General features: G+C 47.5%; 9 protein-coding genes. 3 read left to right on the forward strand and 6 right to left on the reverse strand.

The window, feature by feature from the left end; genetic code table 11:
* Positions 1 to 302: 302 nt before the first annotated feature.
* The gene (locus OCV70_RS12340) at positions 303 to 2,402 is read left to right on the forward strand and encodes a glutamine synthetase III family protein (protein WP_021925841.1); all 2,100 of its coding nucleotides are present in this window, start codon (positions 303 to 305) and stop codon (positions 2,400 to 2,402) included.
* Between the two features lie 432 nt (positions 2,403 to 2,834).
* Positions 2,835 to 4,565, forward strand: a complete 1,731-nt coding sequence (locus tag OCV70_RS12345; protein ID WP_262579727.1) for an ammonium transporter — start codon at positions 2,835 to 2,837, stop codon at positions 4,563 to 4,565.
* Between the two features lie 80 nt (positions 4,566 to 4,645).
* Here OCV70_RS12345 and OCV70_RS12350 read toward each other — a convergent pair whose 3' ends face one another.
* The 6 genes from OCV70_RS12350 to OCV70_RS12375 form a co-directional block, all read right to left on the reverse strand.
* Positions 4,646 to 6,400 (reverse strand): ABC-F family ATP-binding cassette domain-containing protein, encoded by a 1,755-nt coding sequence (locus OCV70_RS12350; RefSeq protein ID WP_021925843.1) that lies wholly within the window; start codon positions 6,398 to 6,400, stop codon positions 4,646 to 4,648.
* 27 nt (positions 6,401 to 6,427) lie between these two features.
* A complete protein-coding gene (locus OCV70_RS12355) occupies positions 6,428 to 7,066 on the reverse strand; it encodes a trimeric intracellular cation channel family protein (RefSeq protein WP_021925844.1) in 639 nt (212 codons plus the stop codon).
* Positions 7,067 to 7,320: 254 nt separating this feature from the next.
* Positions 7,321 to 8,187, reverse strand: coding sequence for a carbohydrate ABC transporter permease (locus tag OCV70_RS12360; protein ID WP_021925845.1), 867 nt, complete (start codon positions 8,185 to 8,187; stop codon positions 7,321 to 7,323).
* Positions 8,184 to 9,164, reverse strand: coding sequence for a carbohydrate ABC transporter permease (locus tag OCV70_RS12365; protein WP_195587653.1), 981 nt, complete (start codon positions 9,162 to 9,164; stop codon positions 8,184 to 8,186). Before OCV70_RS12365 ends, OCV70_RS12360 begins: the two co-directional genes overlap by 4 nt.
* A gap of 226 nt (positions 9,165 to 9,390) precedes the next feature.
* Complete coding sequence (locus OCV70_RS12370) at positions 9,391 to 10,740, reverse strand: hypothetical protein (protein ID WP_173766279.1); 1,350 nt, start codon at positions 10,738 to 10,740, stop codon at positions 9,391 to 9,393.
* Between the two features lie 42 nt (positions 10,741 to 10,782).
* Positions 10,783 to 11,811, reverse strand: coding sequence for a LacI family DNA-binding transcriptional regulator (locus OCV70_RS12375; protein ID WP_021926569.1), 1,029 nt, complete (start codon positions 11,809 to 11,811; stop codon positions 10,783 to 10,785).
* A 496-nt stretch (positions 11,812 to 12,307) separates the two neighbouring features.
* On the opposite strand from OCV70_RS12375, the gene OCV70_RS12380 reads away from it, so the two are divergent.
* Positions 12,308 to 14,506, forward strand: a 2,199-nt coding sequence (locus OCV70_RS12380; protein WP_262579728.1) for a glycoside hydrolase family 94 protein, incomplete at its 3' end; no start/stop codon positions are given.

Consider the following 14,506-nt stretch of genomic DNA (forward strand, 5'->3'; position numbering starts at 1 on the left):
ATACTACATGACATAAAGCAAAGGCGCTTTGGATTTTACAGAAATGTAAATCTAAGGCGCCTTTTTTGTTATAAAAGTCCCGGACAGCGGCTATGCCGAAATGCAAGCTGGCTTGGATTTCGGCATAGACATTGGACGGGCTAACCCACATGAGCATGCAGACCGGCAGGTCGGAATGCGAATGCGGGTGGGAATTGCGAGAGCGCCAGGGCGCGGAGCAATTCACTTTTATAATAATGTCTGCATCAGCAGACATTTCCTTATGAAGAAAGAAAATGAAGAGTGAAAGGAGCGTATCTGTTATGACACAGAATATTCCCGAAATTTATGGAAGTCTTGTTTTCAACGACAGGATCATGCGCAGTAAATTACCAAAGGACATGTACAAGGCACTGAAAAAAACCATTGAAAATGGTACTCACTTAGAGCTTGATGTTGCAAACTCTGTAGCAGTTGCCATGAAAGAATGGGCCATCGAAAATGGTGCTACCCATTATACACACTGGTTCCAGCCTATGACAAACGTGACTGCTGAGAAACATGACAGCTTCATTTCCCCAACAGGTGATGGACAGGTCATCATGGATTTCTCCGGTAAAGAGCTTGTAAAGGGTGAGCCGGATGCTTCCAGCTTCCCGTCCGGTGGTCTTCGTGCTACCTTTGAGGCAAGAGGCTATACAGCATGGGATCCTACTTCCCCGGCATTTATTAAGGATGGAACCCTTTACATTCCCACAGCGTTCTGCTCTTACAGCGGTGAGGCACTTGACAAAAAGACTCCTCTCCTTCGCTCTATGGATACCTTAAATAAAGCAGCTGTGAATATGCTTCACATCCTCGGAAATAAAGGAATCAAGCATGTTTCCACAACTGTAGGACCTGAGCAGGAATACTTCCTGGTTCCAAAGGAGCTTTATAAAGAAAGAAAAGACCTGGTGTTCTGCGGACGTACCTTACTTGGTGCTCCAGCTCCGAAAGGACAGGAAATGGAGGATCATTACTTCGGAACCTTGAAGCCGAAGGTTGCAGCTTATATGCATGATCTTGATGTTGAGCTGTGGAAGCTTGGTATTCCGGCAAAAACAAAACACAACGAGGTTGCTCCTGCACAGCATGAGCTTGCTCCTGTATTCGATACCACAAATGTTGCAGTTGACCACAATCAGCTGACCATGGAGGTTATGAAAAAGGTTGCTGACAAGCATGATCTTGTTTGCCTCCTTCATGAGAAACCATTTGAGGGAATCAACGGAAGCGGTAAGCACAACAACTGGTCCATGATCACAGATGACGGCGTAAACCTTCTGGATCCGGGAAAAACTCCTGCAGAGAATATCCAGTTCCTTGTTTTTCTGATGGCGGTTATCAAAGCGGTTGATGAATATGCGGATCTGCTTCGTATTTCCGTTGCAAGCGCAGGAAACGACCACAGACTTGGAGCAAACGAGGCTCCGCCTGCAGTTGTATCTATTTTCCTTGGAGATGAGCTGACAGAGGTTCTCAAATCCATTGAAAACGATACCTACTTTACTTCCCACGGTGCTGTTCAGATGGATATCGGTGCAACGGTTCTGCCTCATTTCGTAAAAGACAACACAGACCGTAACCGTACTTCACCATTTGCATTTACCGGAAACAAATTCGAATTCCGTATGCTGGGTTCCGCAGCTTCTGTTGCAAACCCGAATATCGTATTAAATACTGCAGTTGCAGAGGCACTGGATCAGTTTGCAAAGGAGCTTGCAGATGTAGCTCCGGAGGATATGGAGCATGCAGTTCATGAGCTGATCAAGAGAGCCATCAAAAAGCATAAACGTGTCATCTTCAACGGCAACGGCTATACAGATGAGTGGATTGAAGAGGCAGCAAAACGTGGCCTTTACAACCTGAAATCAACTCCGGATGCTATGCCTATGTGGATTGCCGATAAAAACATCGAACTGTTTACCAAGCACAGCATTTTCACAAGCGAGGAGATTCATTCCCGTTATGATATCTGGCTTGAGAACTATTCCAAGACCATCAACATTGAGTCCAACACAATGGTTGAGATGGTGCAGAAGGATCTCCTTCCGTCTGTTCTGTCTTATGTGGAGGAAATTGCAAGCACAGCAAGCCTGAAGGCTTCTGTTGTTCCTGGTATTTCCTGCAAAAGCGAGACAACACTTATTACCAAGCTGTCTGAGCTTTCCGATGCTATGACAAAGGGACTTGAGAAACTGAAAGTAGATACAGCCAAAGCAAAAGCGACTGAGGATGTGCTTGAGAATGCCAAACTGTATCAGACTGAGGTTCTTGAGGATATGGAGGAGCTTAGAAGGTCTGCCGATGAGGCTGAGACTCTTATTCCGGATGATCTGCTTCCATATCCTACTTATGGAAAACTGTTATTCTATATCTAATGGAAATGTCGCTTTACAGCGACATCTTCATGAACGAAAGTCAGCTGTTCCGCGCTTACAGCGCTCCCACAGCTGTCGAAGGTATTCGTAATCCGGGCTATCGCCCTTCTTACTCATACCTTCTTGCCCGTCTAATATCTGTGAACTCGCTCATGCAAGCATGGCTCATTCACAGCTGCTATCCGGGACTTTCTAGGGTAGAACCAGGGGATATCTATTATGAAACTCTACTTCATAATTCATTATCGATTTCCTCATCCATTAATCACACGATACAGATATCCCCTGTTTTACATACATACAAAAAAATATAAAAGGATCGTAAAGGCGCGAAAGTAAAACAAATGTTTTCTCTTTTGCGCCTTTTTGATATTAAATATGTATCTGCTCCTGCTTATCCGGTGCAGGTACAAGATGAGGGAGGAAATTATTATGGATTATTCAGCAGTAAACACAATCTGGGTGCTTGTTGGCGCCGCGCTTGTCTTCTTCATGCAGGCAGGCTTCGCAATGGTTGAAACCGGTTTCACCAGAGCAAAAAACGCAGGTAACATTATCATGAAAAACCTGATGGACTTCTGTATCGGTACTCCGGCATTCTGGCTGGTTGGTTTCGGTATTATGTTTGGAGCAGGAAATGGCTTCTTCGGAAGAATCGGCGGAATTGCCACCGAGGCAAATTACGGAAGCACAATGCTTCCTGACGGTGTTCCGTTCTGGGCATTTTTGATTTTCCAGACTGTCTTCTGTGCAACCTCTGCTACTATCGTTTCCGGTGCCATGGCTGAGCGTACAAAATTCTCTTCTTACTGTGTATACAGTCTTATGATCAGCCTTGTGGTTTACCCGATCTCCGGTCACTGGATCTGGGGCGGCGGCTTCATCAGCCAGATGGGCTTCCACGATTTCGCCGGTTCCTGTGCAGTTCATATGGTAGGCGGTATTGCCGCATTTATCGGTGCAATTATCCTTGGACCTCGTATCGGTAAATATTCTAAGGATGGAAAATCAAGAGCTATCCCGGGACATAACCTGACAGTTGGTGCACTTGGCGTATTTATCCTCTGGTTCTGCTGGTTCGGCTTTAACGGTGCCTCCACAGTTTCCATGGAAGGAGATGCAATTGTCAGTGCAGGTAAAATCTTTGTGACTACCAACCTTGCTGCTGCAGTTGCCACTGTAACCGTTATGCTGATCACATGGGTCCGCTACAAAAAGCCGGATGTTTCCATGTCCCTGAACGGTTCTCTTGCAGGTCTTGTTGCAATCACCGCAGGCTGCGACACCGTATCTCCTACATCTGCAGCAATCATCGGTATTGCAGCTGGATTTGTTGTTGTATTTGGTATTGAATTTATTGATAAAGTCCTCAAAGTAGATGACCCGGTTGGTGCAGTTGGTGTTCACGGTTTAAACGGTGCTTTTGGTACCCTTGCAGTTGGTCTTTTCTCAGACGGAGCCGGCACAGAATGGAAGGGTCTTTTGGTTGGCGGCGGTTTCCACGGCTTTGGCGTACAGCTTGCAGGCATGCTGATCACAATTGCATGGGTTGCAGTAACTATGACCATTATTTTCCAGGTAATCAAGCATACTATGGGACTTCGTGTATCTGCTGAGGAAGAAATCCAGGGTCTTGATATCAAAGAGCACGGTCTTGCCAGTGCTTATGACGGATTCGCAATCCGCGATGCAGTTGGTTCCGTTCCGACTCCTATGGGAACTTCCAGAGAATTTACTACGGTTGCCAGACCTTCTGCTCCTGCTGAGTTCGTTCCGGAGCTTCCAAAGGACGGTGTTCACAAACTGACAAAGGTTGTGATCATTACCCGTCAGAACAAGCTTGAGGAGTTTATGCAGGCCATGAATGAAATCGGTGTTACCGGTATTACCATCACAAACGTTCTCGGATGCGGCGTACAGAAAGGTGCTCCTGCTTTCTACCGTGGCGTTGAGATGGATATGAACCTTCTTCCAAAGGTTAAGATTGAAATCGTAGTCAGCCTTGTTCCGGTACAGAAAGTCATCGAGACAGCCAAGAGAGTTCTTCATACCGGTCAGATCGGTGATGGAAAAGTCTTCGTCTATGACATTGAAAACGTTGTCAAGATCAGAACCGGCGAGGAAGGATACCTGGCACTGCAGGATACTGACGCAGAAGCCTGAGCCATCAAAAAAAGAACTTTCGGAAATCAAAATCCGAAGGTTCTTTTTTATTGACTTATTGCGTTTGACAAAAGCCTGCTTTATTTATTTTTTCCACCGTTGTCCAAAAGAAGCTGCTCCAGATTATCGCAAAGCTTCTTGGCATCCTCGTACTTGCCGGCCTGGAGGGCAAAGGCAATGCGGTTTTCCAGGTCTTTTTTCTTCTGCTCGTATTCCAGGTAATCCTTGTCGAAGTGGTCGGCATAGATCATCTTGCGGAATTTGCGCATGCTAACCTTGCGAAGGCCTTTGTCTTCTGTGAGAAGAACATAATCCATGCAGTTGGCTACGGTGTAGAAATCGTGGGAAACCATGAGGACGGTTCCATTGTATTTCTCTATGGCATCCTCAAGGGCAAGCTGGGAATAGGTGTCCAGATGGCTGGTTGGCTCGTCCAGAAGGAGAAGGTTGGCATCTGTTCTGGAAATCTTCGCAAGCTGGAGGAGATTTTTCTCGCCGCCGGACAGGTTTCCTACCGGGCTGTAGATCAGTTCTTCCTCAAAGCCGTAGGTTTTCAGGTAGCCGATGACCTGGGCGTCGGTGTCAAAGCCTGCATCCTCGAAGTTCTTTAGGACGGTGGCTTTCTCATCGAAAACTTCGTCGTGCATCTGGGAAAGATAGGCTGTTTTTACATTCTCGCCTAAATGGATGGCAGGATTTTCTCCGCGGATGATATCACGAAGAAGGGTGGTTTTTCCGGTGCCGTTGGGGCCTACAATAGCTACCTTCTCTCCTGCCTGAATGGAGAAGGATACATGCTCCATAATCTGGCGGTCAAAGGCTACGCTGTAGTCTTCTGCATTCAGCACGGTCTGGTCTTCCAGCGGACCTTCGGTGTGAAGCTGGATGTCCGGCTGTTTGATGTCCACAAAGGGGGACTTGGTTTTGCGCGCTTCCAAACGCTCCAGAAGGGAAACCCTGGCGTGAAGGCTTCTTCCGCGGGTGGCGCTGTCAATGGCTGTGGCGCTGTTTCTGAGGCGTTCCACGATCCTGCGGTTTCGCTCGATTTCTTCTAAGTCGGAGGCGGCAAGTTCCTGCTGCTCGATCTTCATCTGGAGAAGGGCAAAATTATAATCCACGTAATTGCCGTCAAATTCCTGGATCTCCGTGTTTTCCAGATGGAGGATCTTGTTGAAGCAGTGGTTGAGCAGGTAGCGGTTGTGGGTGATCACAAGGAGGGTGCCCTTGTGGGAATTGATCAGGTTCCGAAGGGCGTTCAGGTGCTGGAAATCCAGGAACACGTCGGGTTCGTCCATGATGATGAATTTAGGGCTGATCATCATTTCGCGGATGGCCTGCACCAGCTTGAATTCACCGCCGGAAAGACTGGAGAGAAGCTGGTCCTCATAGCCTGCAAGCCCGGCAACCTTCAGCTGCTTGCGGATGTTGCTTTCGTAGAAATCGCCGTCGATGGCGTTAAATTCATCCAGGGTGGTCTGATACTCTTCCATCAGCTCTTCTAAGCGGTCTGTAGTGCCCATGTCCTCACAGATCTGGTTGATCTTATTTTGCAGGCGGACAAACTCTTCACTGAGGTAGTCGAATACGGTTACTTCTTTTTCTTCGTCTATGGTGTAGAACTGGCTCACATACCCGATCTGCCCCGGAACATCGATGATCAGCTTGCCATCATATAAGTAATCTTCCGGGTGAAGGATCATATTCACCAGCGTACTTTTCCCAGTCCCGTTGGTCCCAATAAACGCACAATGCACATCATCCTCCAGGGTGAAGGATATCTTGTTATATAACTCTTTATGCGGAAAAGAGTAGGATAAATTCTCTGCTCGTATCATAAAAACTCCTTTTTGTTCAGTTGACAGTTATTTCAGCTTCGGTAAATTCCATCTGTAGTGGGCGGCCAGGTAGCGCATGAGGATTACGGCAGCAGAGCCGAAGATCAGGGAGGCGACTACGCCGAAAAGGCGGTAGGTGTAGACGCACACGATGGCTCCCACGATGGAGGCGCAGGCATAAATATGCTTCACGAAAATGTAGGGTGGGACTTCTGCCATCATGTCGCGGAGCAGGCCGCCGCCTACGCCGGTGATGGTTCCCACAAACACCAGAAGGAAGGTGTTGTCTGCAAAGCCCTGACGGATTCCGGTGTTGACGCCCACTACGGTAAAAATACCAAGTCCCACAGAGTCCATCACCAGCATCACCTTGTCATAGGTTACATTCCCCTCCAGCAGCTCCCTCTTGAAATAAAGAAGGAAAAACACCAGCACAGATGTGAGCACTGCCACAGCCGCATAGACCGGCTTCTGGAACACACCTGGCGGGATGATTCCAAGGGTTACGTCACGGATCATTCCTCCGCCAACAGCGGTAATCACTCCCAGCACCGTCACCCCGAAAATGTCCATCTTCTGCTCTGATCCCACCAACGCCCCTGACGCGGCAAAGGCAACAGTGCCGATCATTTCCAGAATAAATGTAATTGTTTCCTGATACCCCATAAAATAATACCTCTTCCATTTTTTTACCAGCGCTTTCTTCCCTCTTTTCCTCTTCGTCTATGCGCTGGCTCACTGTCCCCTATTGTACCATAAAACTCCCCATTTGCCACCTGGAAAATTCACGAAACCACAACAAATTTCAGATTGGCTAAATTTTCTTGTTAAAAAATGACCGGAAGATCGCTCTCCCGGCCATAACTTTCATTTCTTCTCTTCACTTGTAAAGCTTGCCCGAATCCCGGTAAATTTTTCTATCATCCCTTCACGCCTCCAAGTGCCACACCAGCCACAATATACTTGGAAAGCACCAGGTAAACCACAACCAGCGGGATAATGGTAACAAAAAGTCCCACATAAACCACACCGTAATCCGTACGGAACTGGTTAGAGCTTAACAGCTGCACGAACATAGGAAGCGTCTTCTTGGAATCTGTAGTTAACAGGATGGTCGGTGTAAACAGGTTGTTCCACTGTGCAATAAACTGGAAGATCGCCTGTGTAGCAACCGCCGGCTTCATAATCGGCAGAATGATCCGGTTAAAAGTATGCCACTCCTTGGAGCCGTCAATTCTCGCCGCCTCGATCATTTCCAGGGACAATGTGCTCTCCATATACTGCTTCATAAAGAACACAACCGTAGGCGCCGCAATGGTGGGAATGATCAGCGGAATGTAGGTATCGATCAGCTTCAGATCCAGCATAAACCGGTAAAAACCGATAATGGAAATCTGGCTTGGCACCATCATAACCGCCATAATAAACGCCCATGCAAATTTCTTAAACTTAAAATCATAAACATGAATGCCATACGCCGTCAGCGCGGAAAAATAAACCGCCAGGAAAGTACCCGGAATGGTAATGGTTGCAGAGTTCAAAATCGCCTTCTGCAGGGTAATCTGCATACCATTCTGCTTGATCATCAGGTTTTTCCAGTTCTCGATCAGATGGGTGGACGGAATCAGGGAAACACCCGCCTTAATGGATTCCGAATCCCTTGTAGCATTCATCACCAGAAGTACAAAGGGCAAAAGTGCAATCAGACAGAAGAAAATGCAAATCACCATACGAAAGATTCTCTGATGCAGCAGACTTTTGCTGTAGCTGTCCTTTGCTTTACTCATGATCTTCCACCTGCCTTTCTGCGCTGCCGCTGCTCTCTCTTCATCCGCCTGTCTTCACTGTCTCCCATAGTGGCAAACAGAATCAGGCTGACGATCAACGTGATCACAAACAGTACAACGGAAACGGCTGCTGCCTTTCCAACATCGCTGTTATACAGACGCATAATATACATGGCCATAGTAGTGGTCTTGTCATCCGGCAGACCCACAAGTCCGGTCTCCGGAACATTGAACAGCGCCGGAATATCATACATCTGCAGACCGCCAATCGCGGAAGTCACCAGAGTATACAGCATGATCGGCTTCAAAAGAGGCAGGGTAATGTAGCGGAACTTTTTCCATCCTGTTGCCCCGTCAATATCTGCCGCCTCGAAAAGTCCCGGGTCAATGCCAAGAACACCAGAAATCAGAAGCAATGTGGTATTTCCAAACCACATCCACCACAAAATGCCGGAAATCAGCCCGCGGCTTCCAGCCACACTGGACATGAAATCGAAATTGCTGCTGAGGATTCCCCAGTCTTTCAAGGTCTGGGTAATGGGTCCATACTGGGAAAACAGGGATTTAAACAGTACGGAAACAGATGCTGCGGTGATAACGCTTGGAAGATACACAATGACCTTCATGGCTCCCGTTCCCTTTACCTTCACCTTCTCATCGGTAAGCCACACAGCCAGAAGAAGGGAAACCAGGATCTGTGGAACAAAGTTAAAGCCCCACATGATCAGGGTATTTTTCAGATAACTGAGCACGTACCCTCTCTCACCAGCTGTCATGCCAAGGATATTGAGAAAATTCTTGATTCCCGCAAAGTCCACGAACTCACGTCCATTCCGCTTGTAATACGTCAGCGTGCTGTAATAAAATGTATTGATCAGCGGCCATAACTGGAAAACCAGATAGGTAATAAAAAACGGTGCGATAAAAAAGTAGCCATACCTTCCATAACTGATTTTTTTCTTCTTTTTCTTATTCATAACAGCCTCCTGTCTGAACCTGATGCGCCCTGGCAGGGCAGAACGCCTGACACTAAGGGGAACCCACTTTTTGGCTTCCCTGTCACTGGCAGTCATTCTGCTTCTGAAACCAAAGCAGCCACCGGCAACTCATACAGATAGAAGAATGTGCTGCTCCTTCTTTTTGGGAAGAAGCAGCACACTCACTACTACTTATTTTTTACTTTTACAAGCCCTTACATTTGATTTATTCTGCGCTCAGGTAAGAGAATGTATCGTGGATAGAAGCGGTCAGATCTGCGATTGCAGTGTCAAGGTCTTTTTCTCCTGTTGCGTAAGCCTTGGTCTGGGTATCCATAAGGGAAAGAATCTGCTGATCTTCTGCTGTTACCATGGAAGCGTCAAGTCCATCTGCTAATGGAAGGAAGAACTCCATGAAGTTCTGTCCAGCATCCGGATACAGATATCCATTGCCGTCTGCGGATGTGCCAGCGTCGATGATCTTGCTGACTGCTTCTGTATTGTTTACATAGTCAGAGTTCAGAGTGTTGATTGCAACCATGCCGTCCTCATCGCAGGTAAAGAATTTCATAATCTTCGCTGCAAGCTCGGTATCTGCACAATCTGTTGTAGCTGCAAGGCCTGTGCCGCCCCAGTAGCATTTTGTCTGGGTAGGAACAAGGATGGTGTTGTCTTTCCATGAATCGGTCAGACACCAGTATACGAACCACGGGCATCCCATGTAAGCAACTGCTGCATTGGATTCTTCGCCGTCACCGCTCATATTTGCACTCCAGTCAGCACTCCACTGATCGGTATTGAAGGTAAGGTCTTCGTCATAAAGAGTCTTGGCTGTTTCCATGTAGGTCTTAATATTGTCATCAATTGTGATCTTATCGTTCTCATCATAGAAGCCCTGGGTTCTGGAACCGGTCAGGCTTCGTTTGATCTCATCATAACCGGAAAACAGTTTGCACTTGCCGCCGGAAGCCTCGTTTACTTCTCTTGCGGTCTCAACGATGGTATCCAGGTCTTTGAACTTCTCAGCAAGCTCTGCAGGATCGGTTGTTCCAAGATATTTCTCAGCCAGATCTGCACGGATCGCATAGCATCCAGGAGTTGCCTGCCAGAACAGTGCTCTTACATTGCCGTCCATATCAGAGCCAAGATCCAGGTTGTACTGATAGCTGTTTGCATAATCGTCAGCGGTAATGCCAAGGTCTGCTACATTCTGAACCCAGTCGCTGTTGACATATTTCTGAACGTAGTCAACTTCCAGGCCCATCATATCCGGATATAATTCATTGGAAGGATCATCCAGTACAGGATCCAGTTTGCCCTGATAGTAATCAGATCCGCCTGTGTTTACGAATACGATTCTTTCGTAATCATCTGGATAGGCTTCTTTAAATGGTCCGTCAAGAATCTTCTTGATATCGTCATTCCAGCCCCATACAACAAAGGAATCATCTGCGGAAGCGTCTCCGGTAACTTCGTTCTCCGGCGCTGCATCTTCTGCCATAACCGGAACTGCAAACATTGTCATTCCTGCCAGCATAGAAGCTGTTAATAATACGCTCACCATTTTTTTCTTCATGTTACTTCCTCCTTTAATATGATATCTTTTCCTTTTTGATTGCTACTTGAATCCCCTGGGCGGATACACGGTTTTCACAGATGCTCCTTTGAAAAGCGTTCCGTCTACTGTGTACTTCTCAATTACGGTGGTCTTGGGGTGCTCGATCAGCTCAATCAGCCGTTCTGCTGCAATCCTGCCGATTGCTGCAGTGTCCTGGCAAAGGGTGGTAAGCCTTGGCTCAAGAACCTGGGCAATATTGATTCCGTCATAGCCGGCTACCGAAATGTCCTCCGGTATCCGAAGCCCTCTCTCCCGTATCTCGTTTATCCCTCCTAATGCTGCATAATCATCAGGATAGAGAATACAGGTGGGCGGATCCTTCAGATCCAGTAATTCGCCAGTTCTCTCTCCTGCCATGTCCGCATCTCTGTAAAAAGATGGCTTTACATATTCATCCGGTTCTTCGATTCCCAGTCTCTGCAACGTCCTGTAAAAGCTTCCAAGCCGGTTCTTGGTAACCGATGTGTCATCTCCATGGATGTAAGCGATCTTGCGGTGTCCCTTCTTATATATATAAGTAACAAGATCTTCCATTCCCTGGATGTTGTTGGATACTACCGAAATCCTTCCATCACAGATATGATCGATGGTCACAGCCGGAATGTCTGAAAGCAGAAGCTCCTGAACCTCATCTGCGGTAAAATCCACGCATGCCATCACCACGCCGTCCACGCTGCGGTATCTGCAGTGCTCTAAGTAAGTCATCCTTCTGCCGGAAACATTTCCGCTGGTAAACGTGATGTCATAGCCTTTTGCCTCCGCAGTACTCTTGAAGCTCTCCAGAACATGGTTGAAATAGTCATGGGTGAGTCCGCTTCTGGCTTCGTCCACAAACAGGACTCCCAGGTTAAAGGTCCGCTTCGTCTTCAGGGCTCTTGCCGATGAGTTGGGGAGGTACCCCATCTCCGAAGCCGTTTTCAATATGTAGTTTCTTGTTTCTTCTCCGATGTCGGAGTAACCATTTAATGCTTTACTGACAGTGGCGACTGAGACATTGCACTTCTTCGCGATTTCTTTCATGGAAACCATAAGCCTGCCTCACTCTCTGGTCTGTTACTGCTTCTCGCATTCACAGCAACCCTTTTTCTTTCCTGTCATCTCTAAATCGTTTTCGTGGCTTTATAGTATCCCCTTATGCACAAAAAATCAAGTGCTTTTCCTCATTTTTTGTGCGTTTTAACTGCATTCTACCTATTGCACAATTTCATCTCTTGTATTTTTTACAATTTTATCTGCAGCCATGAAAGTTTCCGAAAAATTTTCGCGAAAATTTTCGTGCTTTAAATCTCTGATTTGTCATATATAATAGATTTAATTTTTACTGTAATTTTTCAGTTGCTTTTCGTCAGTCTATCTATTATACTTAGGGCAAATGTAGACCATTATTCTTTACTATTACTTCTTTTTGCCAGAACTTATTCGTTTTCGTATGTTAATTATCTCACAATTTCAGTCAGCACTCTACAACCGATAAAATACGATACGGTCGAATAAATAAGAATAGAACTTTTAAGGAGGATTTTCCATGAATTTCGGACATTTCGATGATGCGAATAAAGAATATGTGATCACCACACCGGATACCCCGCTGCCCTGGATCAATTACCTGGGCTCCCAGGATTTCTTTTCCCTGATTTCCAATACCTGCGGCGGCTACAGCTTCTACAAGGATGCCAAGCTGCTGCGCATTACCCGCTACCGCTACAACAACATTCCGGTAGATTCCAACGGAAAATATTACTACATTAAGGACGGCGATTCCATCTGGAACCCGGGGGCAATGCCTACCCGCACGTCTCTGGATGCCTATGAGTGCCGCCACGGTCTTGGCTACAGCCGCTTCCACGGGGAAAAGAACGGGCTGGCAGCGGACCTTCTGGCTTTTGTTCCAGTTGACACTCCATGCGAGATCAACAAGCTGACTTTGAAAAACAACTCTGATGCTGCGAAAGAGATTTCCCTTTTTTCCTATGTGGAGTTCTGTCTGTGGAATGCAGTGGATGATATGACCAACTACCAGCGAAACTTAAGCACTGGTGAGGTGGAGATCATCGGCAGCACCATTTACCATAAGACCGAGTACAGAGAGCGCCGCAACCACTACAGCTTTTTCACAGTAAATGCCCCGGTGGATGGCTTTGATACCAGCCGTGATGATTTCCTGGGACTTGGCCGCGGAAACAATAATCCGATTGCTGTGGAGGAAGGAAAGAGCCGCAACTCCGTTGCCAGCGGATGGTACCCAATTGCCAGCCAGCAGATCAACGTTACCCTGGCACCGGGCGAGGAGAAAGAATTTGTGTTCCTTCTTGGCTACTGCGAGAATCCCAAAGATGACAAATGGGAAGCACCAAATGTGATCAAGAAGGATCCGGCTAAGAAGATTATGGAGAAATTCGCCGCTTCCCAGCAGGTGGATGCCGCCTTTGCCCAGCTGAATGCATACTGGGATGAGCTTCTCTCCCGCTATCACGTAGAGAGCCAGGATCCTCATGTAAACCGTATGGCAAATATCTGGAACCAGTACCAGTGTATGGTTACCTTTAACATGTCCCGCTCCGCTTCCTACTACGAATCCGGAACCGGACGCGGCATGGGATTCCGTGATTCCTGCCAGGATCTTCTTGGCTTCGTCCATCTGATCCCGGAGCGCGCAAGGGAAAGAATCCTGGACATCGCTGCCACCCAGTTTGAGGACGGAAGCGCTTACCATCAGTACCAGCCTCTTACCAAGCAGGGCAACCTGGATATTGGAAGCGGATTTAACGATGACCCGCTGTGGCTGATCGCAGCGGTGGCAGCTTACTTAAAGGAGACTGGAGACTACGCGATCTTAGACGAGATGGTTGCCTTTGACTGTCATATGGAAAAAGCAGCAACCCTGTTTGAGCATCTGCGCCGTTCCTTCGAGTACAGCCGCACCCATCTTGGACCGCACAAGCTTCCGCTGATCGGACGGGCAGACTGGAACGACTGCCTGAACTTGAACTGCTTCTCCAATGAGCCTGGAGAGTCTTTCCAGACTACCGGGCCTTCCGAGGGACCAGTTGCAGAGTCTGTGTTTATTGCAGGTATGTACGTGAAATATGGAAATGAGTTTGCGGAAATCTGCAGACGTGTTGGGAAGGAAAAAGAGGCAGAAATCGCGCAGAAGGCTGTGGATGAAATGTACCAGGCCGTTCTGGACGCTGGCTGGGACGGAGAATGGTTCCTTCGTGCTTATGATGCTGCCTCCCAGAAGGTTGGCTCCCATGAATGCGAAGAGGGACAGATTTTCATTGAGCCTCAGGGCTTCTGCATTATTGCCGGAATCGGCGTGAAGGAAGGCCTTGCCAAGAAAGCACTGGATTCTGTGAAAGAGCGTCTGGATACCAAGTACGGCATTATGCTTCACCAGCCTGCTTATACCAGATATTACCTGAACCTTGGGGAGATTTCCTCCTACCCGCCGGGATACAAGGAAAACGCAGGTATCTTCTGTCACAACAATCCATGGATCTCCATTGCGGAAACTGTGATCGGCAGAGGAAACCGTGCTTTTGAAATTTACAAAAAGACCTGTCCATCCTATATTGAAAACATCAGTGAGATCCACCGTACTGAGCCTTACGTTTATTCCCAGATGATCGCCGGACGGGATGCGGCCCGCCACGGTGAGGCGAAAAACAGCTGGCTTACCGGAACGGCTGCCTGGACCTTTGTCAACCTTTCCCAGGCGATCCTG

It is taken from the genome of Blautia acetigignens, assembly GCF_025566865.1.
GTDB classification, from domain to species: domain Bacteria; phylum Bacillota; class Clostridia; order Lachnospirales; family Lachnospiraceae; genus Blautia_A; species Blautia_A acetigignens.